The 14,805-nt window shown below is 56.2% G+C and carries 13 protein-coding genes and 2 pseudogenes; 8 read left to right on the plus strand and 7 right to left on the minus strand.

Translation table 11 applies throughout. The annotated features are described in order from the left end of the window. Positions 1–8 precede the first annotated feature (8 nt). Positions 9–923, minus strand: coding sequence for an AEC family transporter (locus DXB00_RS05130; RefSeq protein WP_117750848.1), 915 nt, complete (start codon positions 921–923; stop codon positions 9–11). 43 nt (positions 924–966) lie between these two features. Here DXB00_RS05130 and DXB00_RS05135 point away from each other — a divergent pair, with 43 nt between their 5' ends. Beyond that, entirely contained in the window at positions 967–1,821 is an 855-nt protein-coding gene (locus DXB00_RS05135) for a LysR family transcriptional regulator (RefSeq protein WP_158557221.1), read from the plus strand. A 12-nt stretch (positions 1,822–1,833) separates the two neighbouring features. Here the strand turns inward: DXB00_RS05135 and DXB00_RS05140 are convergent, their stop codons facing one another. Together DXB00_RS05140 and DXB00_RS05145 are read right to left on the minus strand one after the other, a co-directional pair. Continuing rightward, positions 1,834–2,832 carry a D-isomer specific 2-hydroxyacid dehydrogenase family protein gene (locus tag DXB00_RS05140; protein WP_117750846.1) on the minus strand — a complete coding sequence of 333 codons (999 nt, stop codon included), beginning with the start codon at positions 2,830–2,832 and terminating at the stop codon, positions 1,834–1,836. Positions 2,833–2,837: 5 nt separating this feature from the next. Further along, the gene (locus tag DXB00_RS05145) at positions 2,838–4,031 is read right to left on the minus strand and encodes an aminotransferase-like domain-containing protein (RefSeq protein WP_110436717.1); all 1,194 of its coding nucleotides are present in this window, start codon (positions 4,029–4,031) and stop codon (positions 2,838–2,840) included. A gap of 307 nt (positions 4,032–4,338) precedes the next feature. On the opposite strand from DXB00_RS05145, the gene DXB00_RS17070 reads away from it, so the two are divergent. The 4 genes and pseudogenes from DXB00_RS17070 to DXB00_RS05155 all read left to right on the plus strand — a co-directional run bounded on the left by DXB00_RS17070 (position 4,339) and on the right by DXB00_RS05155 (position 7,334). Next, positions 4,339–5,874 (plus strand): GTP-binding protein, encoded by a 1,536-nt coding sequence (locus DXB00_RS17070; protein WP_243107167.1) that lies wholly within the window; start codon positions 4,339–4,341, stop codon positions 5,872–5,874. Then, positions 5,871–5,993: pseudogene (locus tag DXB00_RS17075) on the plus strand (hypothetical protein); the annotation flags it as partial. The gene DXB00_RS17070 and the pseudogene DXB00_RS17075, both read left to right, overlap by 4 nt. Before the next feature lie 50 nt (positions 5,994–6,043). Continuing rightward, positions 6,044–6,838, plus strand: a complete 795-nt coding sequence (locus tag DXB00_RS17080; protein ID WP_243107168.1) for an NYN domain-containing protein — start codon at positions 6,044–6,046, stop codon at positions 6,836–6,838. A gap of 70 nt (positions 6,839–6,908) precedes the next feature. Beyond that, positions 6,909–7,334, plus strand: a complete 426-nt coding sequence (locus DXB00_RS05155; RefSeq protein ID WP_110436718.1) for an RrF2 family transcriptional regulator — start codon at positions 6,909–6,911, stop codon at positions 7,332–7,334. Between the two features lie 168 nt (positions 7,335–7,502). Here DXB00_RS05155 and DXB00_RS05160 read toward each other — a convergent pair whose 3' ends face one another. The 4 genes and pseudogenes from DXB00_RS05160 to DXB00_RS05175 all read right to left on the minus strand — a co-directional run bounded on the left by DXB00_RS05160 (position 7,503) and on the right by DXB00_RS05175 (position 10,755). After that, complete coding sequence (locus DXB00_RS05160; protein WP_119214592.1) at positions 7,503–8,558, minus strand: oligosaccharide flippase family protein; 1,056 nt, start codon at positions 8,556–8,558, stop codon at positions 7,503–7,505. A gap of 358 nt (positions 8,559–8,916) precedes the next feature. Continuing rightward, entirely contained in the window at positions 8,917–9,096 is a 180-nt protein-coding gene (locus DXB00_RS18125) for a phosphatase PAP2 family protein (protein ID WP_119214593.1), read from the minus strand. 23 nt (positions 9,097–9,119) lie between these two features. Further along, a pseudogene (locus DXB00_RS05170) lies at positions 9,120–9,491 on the minus strand (phosphatase PAP2 family protein); the annotation flags it as partial. 76 nt (positions 9,492–9,567) lie between these two features. Beyond that, on the minus strand, positions 9,568–10,755 hold the full coding sequence (locus DXB00_RS05175; RefSeq protein ID WP_199667432.1) for a cation:dicarboxylate symporter family transporter: 1,188 nt from the start codon (positions 10,753–10,755) through the stop codon (positions 9,568–9,570). A gap of 239 nt (positions 10,756–10,994) precedes the next feature. On the opposite strand from DXB00_RS05175, the gene DXB00_RS05180 reads away from it, so the two are divergent. From DXB00_RS05180 to DXB00_RS05190, 3 genes are all read left to right on the plus strand, one after another. Next, complete coding sequence (locus DXB00_RS05180) at positions 10,995–12,629, plus strand: VanW family protein (protein ID WP_118729807.1); 1,635 nt, start codon at positions 10,995–10,997, stop codon at positions 12,627–12,629. A 20-nt stretch (positions 12,630–12,649) separates the two neighbouring features. Then, the gene (locus DXB00_RS05185) at positions 12,650–13,582 is read left to right on the plus strand and encodes a DUF975 family protein (protein ID WP_158578341.1); all 933 of its coding nucleotides are present in this window, start codon (positions 12,650–12,652) and stop codon (positions 13,580–13,582) included. A gap of 181 nt (positions 13,583–13,763) precedes the next feature. Continuing rightward, positions 13,764–14,636, plus strand: coding sequence for a mechanosensitive ion channel family protein (locus DXB00_RS05190; protein ID WP_158578342.1), 873 nt, complete (start codon positions 13,764–13,766; stop codon positions 14,634–14,636). Positions 14,637–14,805 lie beyond the last annotated feature (169 nt).

The raw sequence follows: 14,805 nt of genomic DNA on the forward strand, positions 1-14,805 counted from the left end.
CTGGAATTTTAAGAGAGAAATCGCTCTGCCACCAGCATGACCAGCGGCAGCGTCGCCACGGACAGGATGGTGGACAGGCATACATACGACACCGCCTGCCGGTAGTCCTGATCGAACTTCTGCGCGAAGATAGCTGTGCTGCTGGCAACAGGCGTTGCGGCTGCGATCAGCGTAATCAGCGTGATCTCGCCGCGGGCAAAGGGGAACAGCAGGAAGATGAGCACCGTCACCGCCGGAACGACAAGCAGGCGCACGGCAGAGACAACGTACAGCCTTGCACTCGCGAACAGGTCGCGCAGGCGCACCTTGGACAGATAGAAACCGAGAATAATCATCGCCAGAGCAGTATTGGCATCCGCGATGTAGCCGATCGTGCCGGTGACGACCGAGGGCAGCGTCGGCTGAGCCACAAACAGGATGAGACCGATTACCATGGAGATGAAAACCGGATTGACGAACACCATTTTCAGATTGATGGTTTCCTTTTTGCCTGATATAATAACAATACCGTACGTCCACTGCAGCAGATTGACAAGCGTGCTGTATGAGACAACGTAGAACGCCGCCTCCGCGCCGAATACAGCTGTGACAAGCGGAATGCCGATGAAGCCGGCGTTGCCGAACGCGACCGCAAAGTTTTCAATCCGGTGCCGAGTGCCGCAGGTGAGGTACGCCACGCCGATGGACGCGATAAATGCGATCACCGCGATAACAGCCGAAATGCCCATGGCACGTAGCTTGTCCATGCTGAACTCGGACATGTAGCTGCGCAGGATAACGCACGGAATGACCGCATACAGCAGCACGTTGGATAGATCACGGCTACCCTGTTCGGTTATCATGCCGCGGCGGGAAAGAAGCAGGCCGAGCATCATCAAAAGAAACATGATGATCGTCTGCTGAAGCAGAATTTGAGTAATCATAAGGGAAATTTTCCTGTACTTTCATAGAATGGAGGGGAACGCAATGGAATTATACCAGCTTCGGCAGTTTGCCGCCGTAGCCAAATACGAAAATATGACGCGCGCCGCCGAGAGCCTGAACGTGGCACAGCCCGCTGTATCCAAAACCATACGGAATCTGGAAAGCGAGCTGGGAGCCGAGTTATTCGAGCGAACGGGAAAGGGATTGCGCCGCACCGAGCAGGGAGATATCCTGCTGCGGTACGCACGGACGATACTGGAAGCCGAGCGCGACGCACGCGGCGAAATCGAGGAGAGCCTGCACCGGACAGGTGGTCTGTGCATCTGTGCGCTGTCGTGCGCGGAGCGTATCAGCGAGATACTCGCGGGGTTTTCCGCCGAGTACGGCAATCTGGATCTGCGCATCAGCAGTACGCCCGAGGGCAGCGACCTGCTGCTCGATTCCGCGGTATCGCGGGACGAGGTGCCTGCAGGCGCCGTCCTGCTGTACGATGAGGAGATGTGCGTGGCTGTGCCCGAGGGACACCGGTATGCCAATCGGGAAAGCGTATCGCTGACAGAACTTGCCGACGATCCGTTTATCGCGCTGAGCAATTCGCAGTCGTTCCGGCAGATTTCCGAGCATATTTTCCGATCAGCAGGTATGGAGATGCACGCCGCTATCGAGTGTGACAGCGCGGCCTTGCAGATCCGACTGCTGTCGTGCGGCATGGGTGTTGCACTGGTCGCGTCCGGCGAGTGGCGGCAGGTCTGCGAGGACGCAGGCGTGCGCCTGCTGCACATCAAGGACGCACAGTGCCGCCGGTATATCTATGTGCAGACGCTCGGACGGTTCCGCACGCAGAGCATTCGCGCGTTTACTGCGTATTTGGAGCGGTATTTTGCGCAGATGGCGTAAATCCGCGACAGGTCATGCGGCATGTACCTCGAGAGGAACTTTTTCACCGAGTTCAAACTGATGCAGGCTTTCGAGCGAGCACTGAACCATATCGAACACCGCCTGATCGGTGAAGAACGCAACATGCGGGGTAACGATAGTGTTCTGGAAGGATTTCAGGATGATGTAATCGTGGTTGGTGACGCGGCTGTTGTAATTGTGATCGACGCGGATCACGTCATCCTCACCCTCAAAGCAGTCCACGCCGACCGAGCCTACACGGCCGGACTCAATGCCGTCGATCAGAGCACGGGTGTCGATCAGAGCGCCGCGTGCGCAGTTGATGATGACAACACCCGGCTTCATCTGCTGAATAGCTTCGGTATTGATCATGTGGTAGGTGCTGTCGTTGAGGAAGGTGTGCAGCGTGATGACATCGGACTGCGCATACAGCGATTCGAGCGAAACGTACTCCACGCCCATCTGCTTCATTTCCTCGGACGGGAACGGGTCATGTGCGATAATGCGGCAGCCAAAGCCGGACAGATTGTGAATGACGGCCTTGCCGATACGGCCGGTGCCGATGACGCCGACGGTCAGGTTCTGCATCTCCATGCCGCGGGCCGCACCGGATGCGCCGAGCGAGTAGTCTGCGGTGTGCGAGCGGAACATGATGTAGCCGGCCTTGCGGATGCACATCAGCATGAGCATAACCGTGTAGTTGGAAACGGCATACGGCGAATATCCGGCGTGGGATACGCGAATGCCGAGACGCTCTGCAGCTTTCAGGTCTACATTATCGTAGCCGATGGTGCGCAGGGCCACATAGCGGACACCGTTCTCGGCCAGCTTTTCCAGAATCGGCGCAGGCAGGTCGCAGGTGCAGGAAATGCCGTCGTAGCCGCGGGTCAGCGCAACATTATCGAGGGTCAGCGTGTCCTTCTGCAGCGTAAGGTCCATATCAAGCGACTGACTGAAGTGATCGAAAAACGCGCGTTCGTCCGGACGGGCGTTGAATGCCATAACTTTCATTTTTATTACTCCTTGATCCATTCGTGGGTGAGCTTGCCGAGAATTTCGATGCCCTTGACGATCTGCTCGTCGGTCGGGGTAGAATAGTTGAGACGGAAGGCGTTGGACACCTGCTTTTCGTCTGCCAGGAACGCTGAGCCGGGCACGCAGAGTACACCGCGCTGAATCGCTTCGCGGACAAACGGCTGCGAATCCATGCCGTCCGGCAGGAAGGCCATGGCGAACAGGCCGCCTTCCGGCTGCGAGAACGTGACCGCCGGATGGAAGGTGCGGCGCATGGTATCGAGCATGAGATTGCACTTAGCGCGGTATACGTCACGCGCTTTGTCGAGGTGCGCGGCAAAATCGTACTTGGTCATGTACTCGTTGCAGACATATTGGAACAGCACGTTAGAGTGTACATCGGTGGTCTGCTTGGCGATGGTCAGCGGCATGGTGAGCGACTTGTTGAACACAAGGAAGCCCAGTCGGAACGCAGGAGCCATAACCTTGGAAAAGCTGCCTGCGTACAGCACGCGGCCTTCGGTGTCCATCGACTTGATGGTTGGCACATCCTCGCCGGAGAAGCGCAGCTCGCCGTACGGGTTGTCCTCGAGGATGGCAATGTCGTATTTGCACGCCAGCTCATACACCTTTTTGCGCTTTTCAAGCGTAGTTGTGATGCCGGACGGATTCTGGAAGGACGGAATCGTGTACAGCAGCTTGGCCTCGGGGTGCGCCTTGAGAGCGGCCTCGAGCGCATCCGTATCCATGCCGTCCTGCTGCATCGGAATGCCGATCAGCTTGGCGCCATACGAACGGAATGTGTTCAGGCAGCCGACAAAGGCCGGGTCCTCAGTCAGAATGACATCGCCTTCGTTTACCAGAACTTTAGTGGTCAAGTCGGCGCACTGCTGACCGCCGGACAGGATGAACAGCTCATTGTTCTCGAAATCAAAACCCTGTGTGCGGGTGAGGTAGTCCTTCATCGTATCGCGCAGCGGCGTGTAGCCCTCGGACAGACCGTACTGCAGAACAGAGACCGGTGCGTTCTTCATGACGTCCGCGATGATGTCCGCAATCTCGGGTACCGGGAAGGTCTCTGCGGACGGGTTGCCGCCGCCGAACGAGATCATGTTCGGGTCTGCGCCGAGCTTGAACAGCTCGCGGATGGCCGAGCCGTGCACATCACTCATACGGTTGGAAATTTCATACTGCATATCTATCGCTCCTGTTAAGATTTGGAATACAAGAAAACAAAAAGGTGCTGAAACCCCTTAGTCGGTAGGTTTCAGCGCCTTTGCTGATGGTTCTATTGTAAACCTGCACAAGAAATTTGTCCAATATCTGTTGTTTATGACGATATAACGGGAAAGAATACATGCTATGCCTTGAAGAATCACGCAAAACCTGCGATAATAGTAGGAGTTAGAATCACTCGAACATGAAAGCGAATTTTGCTATGAAACATATCTGTATTGGCATCACGGCGCACGTTGATGCCGGAAAACCACTCTGTCGGAAGCCATGCTGTATCAGGCGGGTGCGCTGAAAAAATTAGGCCGCGTGGATCATCAGGATGCGTTCCTCGATACGTTTGCGCTCGAGCGCGCGCGCGGCATCACAATTTTCTCCAAGCAGGCGGAGTTCTCTCTGCCGCACACCGAGGTGACACTGCTGGACACGCCCGGTCACGTTGACTTTTCGGCGGAGATGGAACGCACACTGCAGGTGCTCGACTGTGCGGTGCTGGTCATAAGCGGCACGGACGGCGTGCAGGCGCATACGGAAACGCTGTGGCGGCTGCTGACGCGGCAGGGAATCCCGACGTTTCTGTTCATCAACAAGATGGATTTGGACGGCGCAGACCGAAATGCACTCCTGCAGGAGCTGAAATCGCGGCTGGACAGCGGCTGTGTGGACTTCACTTCGACGGACACAATGGCAGAGGAGCTTGCCGTATGCGATGAAGGTCTGCTCGAGCAGTACCTCGAGACAGGAATGGTGGATGACAGCCAGATCGCACAGCTGGTTGCGGAACGAAAAGCGTTCCCGTGCTACTTCGGCTCGGCGCTCAAACTGGACGGCGTGGACGCGCTGCTGGATGGTCTGGAACGATATCTTCCTGCACCGCAGTACGGCGCGGACTTCGGTGCGCGCGTGTTCAAAATCGCGCGTGACGCACAGGGCAACCGCCTGTCATATCTCAAAATCACCGGCGGTGCGCTGTCCGTGCGCGAGCAGCTTTCGGGCGGCGAGGACGGCGGCTGGCAGGAAAAAGTGAGCGGCATCCGCATCTACTCGGGTGAAAAATTCCGCACGGCTGAGCGCGTCGAGAGCGGCATGGTCTGTGCGGTGACAGGACTCACGCACACGCGTCCGGGTATGGGTCTTGGCGCGGAAGCCGGTGCACTGCCGCCGGTGCTCGAGCCGGTTCTCGGCTATCGCGTGTGCCTGCCAGAAGGGTGTGACGCACATGTCATGCTGCGCAATCTGCGCCAGCTCGAGGAGGAGGACCCGCAGCTTCGGGTGGTGTGGAACGAGCGGCTTGGCGAGATTCACCTGCAGCTAATGGGGGAGGTGCAGCTGGAAATCCTCACCAGCGTTATCGCGGAACGCTTCGGCGTGGATGTGACCTTTGATGAGGGCAGCATCGTCTACCGCGAGACGATCACCGAGCCGGTGATCGGCATCGGCCATTTCGAGCCGCTGCGGCATTACGCCGAGGTGCATCTGCTGCTTGAACCGGCAGAGCGCGGCAGCGGCATTCAGCTGTCAACGGCGTGTCCGACCGATGTGCTCGACCTGAACTGGCAGCGATTGATCCTCACGCATCTGGCGGAAAAACCGCATTTAGGCGTGCTGACCGGTGCACCCATCACGGATGTGAAGATAACCATCCTGCAGGACGTGCACACGTCAAGCATACGGAAGGCGGCGACTTCCGTGAGGCGACCTACCGCGCCGTCCGCAACGGCCTTATGCGCACAGAAAGCCTGCTGCTTGAGCCGTATTATGCGTTTCGGCTGGAGCTGCCGGACGAGTGTGTCGGACGCGCCATGACCGACATTCAGCGAATGAACGGCACGTTCGAGCCGCCCGAGCAGGGTGCTCACGGTTCGATTCTGACCGGAACGGCGCCGGTTTCCACCATGCGCAACTACTGGACCGAGGTCGCGGCGTACACCAAGGGACGCGGTCGGCTGTCGTGCACGCCGAACGGCTACGCGCCTTGCCACAACGCGGAGGAAGTCATCTCGCAGCTGCCTACGACCCGACCGCCGATGTGGAGAATACGCCGGATTCCGTGTTCTGCTCGCACGGTGCAGGCTATGTTGTCAAGTGGAATGAGGTGCCGGAGCACGCGCATATTGATACTTCAAACGTGCTTAAACCTAGGGAAGAAGAGCCGGAACAAGTCCGCCCGGTGCGTTCCTCCGGCACAGGCGGTGGAGACGGCTTCGGCGGCGACGCGGAACTGCGGGCCTTGTTTGAACGCACCTACGGTCCGGTCAAAAACCGCGGCTTTGAAGCCTTCCAGCAGAGCCGTAAAAAGGCCGCGACGCTTGAGCAGCTGTACGTCACCCGCATTCGTGAGGACGATTATCTGCTCGTGGACGGCTACAACATCATCTTCTCGTGGGACGAGCTGCGCGACATTGCCGCCCGTGATGTCAACGCAGCCCGTGAAGCGCTCGTCAACGTGCTGAGCAATTATCAGGGTGTGCGCAGATGCCATCTTATTCTCGTGTTCGATGCCTATAAGGTCAAAGGCGGCACCGGCTCAATTGAGCAGCGCGGCGGCATCCATATTGTCTACACCAAGGAGGCCGAAACTGCGGATATGTACATTGAGCAGGCGTCCTACGACCTGTCGCGCAAGCACCGTGTTCGGGTGGCTACCTCGGATGGTATGGAGCAGATGATCATTCTCGGACATGGCGCAGAGCGTATCTCCGCGACCGAGCTGCACTGGGAAGTAGAGCAGGCCAATGAGCATATTGAGGCAATTCTGAAAAAATTGTAAACAAAAATCGGTTTGGACTTGAATTCATAGTAAACCTGTGGTATATTAGTAAAAAGGGGAATTTGCAACTATGAAGATTTCAACCAAAGGAAGATATGCGCTTCGTCTGATGATCGACTTGGCGCAGCATGACGCAGGCGGCTACATTCCGCTGCGCGATATTTCCAAGCGACAGCAGATTTCGGCCAAGTATCTGGAGCAGATCGTGGTGCAGCTTTCGCGTGCGGGCTTTGTTATCTCGACGCGAGGCGCACAGGGCGGCTACCAGCTGGCGCGGCATCCTTCGGAGTATACCGTGGGCGATATTCTGCGCATTACCGAAGGCTCTCTTGCACCGGTGGCTTGTTTGGAGCATGAGCCAGTGGATTGTCCTCGTGTAGATGAATGCATTACGCTCAGCTTTTGGCGCGGATTGTATGACGCAATCAATAATTATGTTGATTCGGTCACGCTCGAGGATCTTGTCAATAACGGAACGCTTAATTTTTCCATCTAACGCAAAAAGACAGACGATTTTTCGTCTGTCTTTTTTTCGTTCCAAGAGGATAAGAAACCTTGGTATCTATCCTTTGGGGCCATCCAACCGTCCGGACGGCTCCCATTCCGCATTCGGAGCGCAAAAGAAAAAGGGAACACCCCGCAGGTATTCCCTTTGCATATAAGCTTATGCTCGATGCAGCAGCTTTTTGACACTGAGCAGCATCTCGCGGCTGTTGAGTGCCGCAACTGCGCCGAACAGCGCAATCTGCCAGACGAGCCACAGCGGCGGCTCAAACAGCATGAGCATGGACTGCACGGTAAGCAGAATCACGGTCAGCGCCAAGCGCGGCACCTTCCAGCGGACCGGCATGAACCGCCGGCTGTCAATCGCACGGTACAGGAACAGAGCCACATAGCTGATGAGCGTTGCCAGCGCTGCACCGGTGCCCCCCATCCGCGGGATGAGCAGAGCATTCAGACCGATGTTAATAACCGCGGAGAATGCCGTGGACAGGAAGGACGCAACCGTCTTCTTTTCCAGCAGGTACACGCTTTTCTGGAAGCTGGACAGGCAGTTGAAGCCCGCGCCGACCGCCAGAATCGGGATGAACGTCCAGCCGATATAGTAGCTGGGCACGGCGAGAACTGTCATAGCCAGCTTGGCGCACATTACGCCGCCGGACGCGATGATGAACACGATGGACGAGTATGTGTTGCCGACGTTCGAGAAGAACGTGATCTGCTCCTCCTTGGTGTTGTTGTTGACCATGGATATCTGCCATGCATCAACAAAGATGGACGCGACAAGCGCAATCAGTGTTGGCACACGGTAGGCGATCGAGTAGATGGCGCTGACTGCGGTATCCTGCATGGAAGCGAGGAACACCTGATCCGAGAAGCCGATAATATACACGAGAATCGCATCCGGCACGAGCGGCAGCGAGTACGCCAGCATTCCGCGCCACAGGTGTGTGTCCAGACGCTTGAGTTTGACGTACTTCCACAAACCGGCGATAATGAACAGGCAAACAGTGGAAAGTGCGTCCGAGCAGATGATGGAGAACACATAGCCGAGGATGTTCCAGCGGAACACCTCAGGTAGAGGATGTTCAGCATGATGGTGACGAACGTACGGAAAATGCCGTCGATCGCGTACAGGCGGACGTGACCAAGCGCACGGATGAACTGGCTGCACACGTTCTGCGTGCACGAGGTCAGAACATACAGGTAGATGATCCACTGATACTCAAGCAGTGAGCCGGTAACACCCGCCGAGGTGTTATAGTGGATGAGACTCAGCAGCGGATGGAACGGCAGTGCGATAATAAAGCCGCACAGCACTGTCACGAGCGCAATGGTGAACACGCTTCGCTTGTAATACTTGCGCTCAAGTCCGTAGCGGATGACCGCCTGTCCGATGGACAGCGACACCACCGGGTACAGAATACTGGTGGTCTTGATGATCAGGTCAGCGACACCCATTTCATCCTGCGTCATCATGCCGGTGTAGAAACGCAGCATGAGGATGACGAGAATCTTGGAACTGAACGTGCCTATCGCAAAGATAAAGGTATTGCCGAGAAGGCGTTTGTATTGATTCATTTTTTGCCCTTTCTCAGCCGGAGTGTGTGGCACTGGTCGGTAACGCGGTCGGTCAGCCATGCAGCGATAATGCCGCACAGCACGCCGATGACCGCTCCGGCCAGTACGTCGGTCGGGTAATGGACGCTGGCATACAGCCGCGAAAACGCAATGGCTGCCGCCAGCAGAAAGGCCAGAAAACCGGTTTATAGTGGAAGAAGTACAGCGCCGAAGCTGCCGCAAACGAGCTGAGCGTGTGTCCGGACGGAAACGACCACGGGTCCTCCGGAACGAGCAGCGCCGTCAGGTCGGTGTGGGTGACAAATGGACGCGGCCGCATGACAAGGTTCTTGAGGAACACGTTGCCAAGCAGAAAGCCGACACCGAGCGCGATCAGCATCGCCGCACCGGCGCGGCGTGTTCGCCGGAAGAACAGCAGCAGTACGGCAAGCGTAATCCAGACAGCACCGTAGCTGCCCAGCAGGGAGAACACCTTCCAGACTGTGTCGGACAGACCACCGCGCCAGTGCTCCGAGATGTACGCGAGAACGCCGTAGTCAACTGAATGCACAATATCGAGCAGAATATCCATTTACCGGAATCGCCGCCTTTCAGGAGATTGGAAGTTGTTTTATGACCGGGGGATGGCTATGGAAACAACTTCCCGGTTATTTTTCGGAAGCAGAACGGTCTACCTTGTCCACGATGAGGGCAATCGCCTGGTCACCGGTGACGTTGGTAGCAGTGCCGAAGCTGTCCTGCGAGAAGTGCAGGGCGATGATAAGCTGCTGCATCGGGTCCGTGAAGCCGAGCATCGAGGTGATCAGGCCCAGTGCCGACATAACACCGCCGCCCGGTACACCCGGAGCCGCAACCATGGTAACGCCCAGCATGAATACAAACGGAGCAAACATGGCAAAGGTCGGGGTTATGCCGCTTGCAAGCATGATGCCCATCGAGCCGAGTACGAGGCAGATGGTATCGCCGTTGAGGTTGATGGTAGCGCACAGCGGAACGACAAAGTCGGCAACGTCGTTATTTATATTGTTATTATATGCACAGTTCAGCGCAATCGGAATAGTCGATGCAGACGACTGGGTGCCGAGTGCGGTAAAGTACGCCGGAGCGGCGTTCTTCATGCTTTTGAAGTGGTTCTTGCGGCAGACAATGCTTGCCAGACCAAACTGAGACACGATGTACAGCAGCTGCAGCACAATAATAATGGCATACAGGGAAGCGAACATCTTGACGGTAGCCGCCAGACGGCCCTCGGCTGCGATGTTGGCGAACAGACCTGCGATGTGGATCGGGATCAGCGGAATGATAATGCGGCTGAGTACGCCGGTAACGATCTTCTGCAGATCGCGGAAAACGTTCAGCAGGGAATCGCCCTTAAGGTTTGCCATGCCGATGCCGATCACGAACGCGAGCACAAGTGCGGTCATAACGCCGAACACCGGGTCAACCGTGATGGAGAACAGCGGCTCGAAGGCGTTGCTCTCGAGTACATCGCCGGTGATGGGCTGAATGAGCCCCGGCAGAACGGCCTTGCCGATGAAGAAGGTCAGCAGGCCGGAAATAACGGTTGTGCCGTAGGCCAGCAGCAGGGTCAGACCGAACAGACGATTGGCCTTCTTGCCAAGCTCTGCCATGCCGACCGTGATGAACGACAGGATGATCAGCGGGATCATGAATGACAGGAAGGTCGAGAACAGCGAGGTAAAGGTTGCCAGCAGGCGGATGATGGCAACGAAGAACCCAGTGTCCGCGATGCCGAACCACTGTCCGCACATACCGATGAGGATACCGGCGATGATGCCGATAATCAGTCGAATTAACAGTCCTAATTGTTTCACTTGCATTTACTCCTCTTTTTCACAAAAATTTTAGCATACTAATAATACTATAGCAGAAAAGAGCCGTGATAGCAAGTTAAAGCGACAGATTATGACGGCGTATACCGAATTTATCCGAATTTGTAGTTGCTATCATGAATACAGGGCGCTATAATATAAAGGTATACCTGTCGAATAATGGCGGGTGCATCGAGAATCCAAGGCATATTCCAAGCATAGATTAGTTAAGAGGTATACTCATGGCAGATAAAAGCGCAAACAAACCGAAGAAGGGAGCGCATTTGATCAAAAAGCAGGCCAAAAAGCCGGAAAAACCGGCGCAGGTCATCCGGACGGAAGCGAAGCAGCCGAAGAAGAAACGTCGTGTTCCTATCGGTGTAAAGATTGCCGTCGGCGTTGTCATTGCGGCGGCAGCCGGTGCATTCGGCTATGTGTACTGCTACCCGAATGTTTTTCCGGGTGTGACTGTCGGACCGATCGCGGTCGGGGGCATGAACCGCGATGATGCGGCAAACACCATTGAAGACCAGAGTGCGCCGCTGTACGAGGGCAAAAATGTCACGGTGACGATTTACGGCTCCAACTATGGTATTCCGGTCGATAAGGTGCTGAAAAACGTGGACGGCATCCAGTCCGCCGAGAACGCCTATGAAATAGGCCGCACCGGCAATCCGCTCGAGCGCGTGCGCGATATCATCGGCGCAATGCGCGGTCAAAGAGAGGCGCAGATTGCGGCAACTGTAGATGAGGAAAGCCTGCGCGGCACGCTTAACGAAATCGCGGACACGGCGCTGACCGAACCGGTCAATCCGACCTGGGAACTGAAGGACAGCAATCTGATCGTGCATTCCGGCAAGCCGGGCGTCAAGTTTGACACGGATGCGGTAGAGCAGGCGCTGACTGATCAGATCCGCCTGATGGACTTTGAGCCGTATGAGGTCTCGACCGATGTGACAGCCGCTCCGGCGATTGACGTTGACAAGATTGCAGCCGACATTATCGGTGACCCGGTCAACGCTACCGTCAGCAAGGAGGACGGCAAGACCATCATCGCCGGCAAGGCAGGCGTGTCGTTCGACACCGATAAGGCCAAGGAGATCATTGGCGACGGCTCGCAAGAGACCTACACCATTCCTGTGACGATCACCCAGCCGTCCATCACGGCAGAGACGCTCAAGGCGAAGCTGTTCCACGATACGCTCGCGCGCACGGCGACCAATCTCGACGAGGGCAACGCACCGCGTACGAACAATATCCGTCTGGCAGCTAAGGCCATCAACGGCACTATCCTCAATCCGGGCGATGAGTTTTCCTATAACGGCACGGTTGGCGAGCGCACAGCCGCACGTGGTTATCAGGAGGCGCATGCCTACTCGGGCGGCAAGATTATTGACGAGTTCGGCGGCGGTGTCTGCCAGCCGTCCTCGACGCTGTACATGGCTGTACTGCGTGCCGATTTGAAGGTGACCGAACGGCATAATCATTCGTTTACCGTGTCCTACACACCGCTCGGCGAGGACGCAACCGTGGATTACGGCAATCTGGATTTCCGGTTCGTCAACAATACGGCGTATCCGGTCAAGATTCTTGCCGAGCAGACCGACGGTCAGATGATTATGACCATTGTCGGCACCAAAACGAGCGACAAGACGGTCACGACCCGCACAGAGGTGCTCGAGACCTACAAGCCGGAGACCGTTACAAAGACGGACAGCTCGATGGAGGCAGGCGACAGCCGTGTGGAGACCTCGGGCATCACGGGCTACTCGACCAAGACCTACAAGCAGATTACTGAAAACGGCAAGACGACCGAGGTGCTGGCCAACAGCTCCACCTATTCCAAGCGGGATGAGGTCGTGTACGTCGGTGAATGATAAAGAAAATGGAGAATTTTATGAACAATTTTACAGCTGAGACCCGCAGACAGCTTAAGCGGGAGCAGAAGGCGCGTGTAATGGAAAACCTTGGCCGGTGTATCGGCATCCAGCTGATGTACCTCGTGCCGTATGTGCTGCTGATGGTGATCCTGTACGTTTCCGTGTTCGGCAGAGCGTTCGCGCTCATCGCAGGCGGTGTTTCTGCGAATGATTACCAGTTGATGGCGGCACTCTCGCGTGGACTGAATACGGTATGGTTGTGCATTGCGCTTATGCTGGCGATCACGGGTCCCCTGCAGTTCGGCCTCATGCACTTTTACATCGGCCTCGCACACGGCGAGGATGTAACGGTGGGTACACTCATGTATCCGTTTACCTCGCTGAAAAGTGTCTGGGCGGGCATCCGCATGGTGTTTACGCTGTGGCTGCGCGGCATTATCTGGTCAATCGTGCCGACCGTCATCTATTCGGCAATCGTATTTTCGGTTGCTGTGGCTGTCTCGGATACGGCACAGTATCAGGTGATTGCGGGAGCGCTGCAGGTTGTGTACCTGCTGGTGATGATTCCGATTCGCGTTAAGCTGCAGACTTATAACGCAGGCTGGCTCCTGCTCGCGCAGGATGAGAACCGCAGTGCATGGGCGGCTACGCGTGAGGCTTCATGGGCGTTCCGCGGAAATCTGATGAAGCTGTTTGTGTTCGATCTCAGCTTTACCGGCTGGTATGTACTGATCGCCGTTGTTCTGTGGGGATGTATCCTGCTCGGTACGGTCGGCCTGACTGCGATGAGCACCGGCATGGCGATTGCGGTATTCGCGGCGGCTCTGGTGGCGGCGCTATGCCTGACCGCTGTGCTGAACGGTTTTCTTTCGGCGTATATGGAAAGCTCGTTCGTGCGTGTGTATGAGCATCTGACCGAACCGTCGGCGGAGTTTTATCCGGAAGGGTAAGCATCCTGCCGGGCAACCTGCATTCGTGGAGGTTATGCGGTGATAGCATCAGGAAAACGATAGGATATCATTTATGAACGTGTGAAAAGCCTCGGAGATGTATGCTCCGAGGCTTTTCCTATTGTATCGTACCCGCAGATACGCTATAATAAACCTATCTCCGGAAAGAGAGGGAACCCTGATGTTTGAATGGTTTACAGAATTTATGGAATCGCCGCTGGGAAAGCTGATTTCCACGGGAATACTGGCCGTGGCGGTGCTGCTCCTGACGCTGGCGGCGGCCGGACTGGTCAATCGGCTGATGAAAAAGCTGGTTGATCGTCACCGGAAAACGAACAGCAGTATTGCGACCGTCTTAGGATTTGTGCGCTACATAGCGGTTGCTGCGGTGTACTTTGCGGGCGGCATGGTCATCGTAGGTGCGATTCCGGTGCTGTCGAGTGCGGTGCGTACTCTGCTGGCGACCGGCGGTGTGATTGCGGTGGTTGCCGGTCTTGCAGCACAGGAAGCACTCGGCAGCGTGGTCAGCGGCATGATGATCCTCGCATTCAAGCCGTTTAAGATGGGCGATGTCGTGCGCTATGTCGATAATGACATCACCGGCTGCGTTGAGGAGATCACGCTGCACCATACTGCGGTCCGCACGTTCGAGAACAAGCGCGTCATCATCCCAAACAGCAAGATGAACAGTGCCATCATCGAGAACGCCGACTATGCGGACAGCAAGGTCTGCGTGTTCCTGACAGTGGGGATTACCTACGAAAGCGACCTCAAAAAAGCCAAAGATCTGCTCGCCCGGGAGGTGCGGAAGCAGCCGGTCTTCCTCGATATTCGCACCGAGCAGCAGAAAAAGGACGGCGTGCCCGATGTGCCGGTCGTTGTGCTTGAGCTGGCGGATTCTGCGGTTGTTCTGCGTGCATCGCTGTGGGCGAAGGATAACGCCACCGCATTCGCACTGAAGTGCGCTGTGCTCGAGGGCATTAAGCTCACCTATGACGCGGAAGGCATTGATATTGCATATCCGCACATGCAGGTCGTAAAAAGTGAGGAATGAGGAGTCAGAAGTGAGGAGTGGACGATGGTTTCCTGTGTTGTCGGGCGGTCGGTGATCTCCTGCGCAGCGGTAAATCGCAATCGAAACTCCTGTCTCCTGCCTGTAAGAAATCGCAAGATATTGTAAGACAACCACCCGCATTCCTTTTATAATATGGTCAAAGAGCAAA

Source organism: Butyricicoccus sp. OF10-2, assembly GCF_003481925.1.
Lineage (GTDB): Bacteria > Bacillota > Clostridia > Oscillospirales > Butyricicoccaceae > Agathobaculum > Agathobaculum butyriciproducens.

Bases quoted from the DNA above. Each gene is read 5' to 3' on its own strand.
- DXB00_RS05130 (WP_117750848.1), bottom strand. From the start codon at position 923: ATGATTACTCAAATTCTGCTTCAGCAGACGATCATCATGTTTCTTTTG.
- DXB00_RS05135 (WP_158557221.1), top strand. From the start codon at position 967: ATGGAATTATACCAGCTTCGGCAGTTTGCCGCCGTAGCCAAATACGAA.
- DXB00_RS05140 (WP_117750846.1), bottom strand. From the start codon at position 2,832: ATGAAAGTTATGGCATTCAACGCCCGTCCGGACGAACGCGCGTTTTTC.
- DXB00_RS05145 (WP_110436717.1), bottom strand. From the start codon at position 4,031: ATGCAGTATGAAATTTCCAACCGTATGAGTGATGTGCACGGCTCGGCC.
- DXB00_RS17070 (WP_243107167.1), top strand. From the start codon at position 4,339: ATGCTGTATCAGGCGGGTGCGCTGAAAAAATTAGGCCGCGTGGATCAT.
- DXB00_RS05155 (WP_110436718.1), top strand. From the start codon at position 6,909: ATGAAGATTTCAACCAAAGGAAGATATGCGCTTCGTCTGATGATCGAC.
- DXB00_RS05180 (WP_118729807.1), top strand. From the start codon at position 10,995: ATGGCAGATAAAAGCGCAAACAAACCGAAGAAGGGAGCGCATTTGATC.
- DXB00_RS05185 (WP_158578341.1), top strand. From the start codon at position 12,650: ATGAACAATTTTACAGCTGAGACCCGCAGACAGCTTAAGCGGGAGCAG.
- DXB00_RS05190 (WP_158578342.1), top strand. From the start codon at position 13,764: ATGTTTGAATGGTTTACAGAATTTATGGAATCGCCGCTGGGAAAGCTG.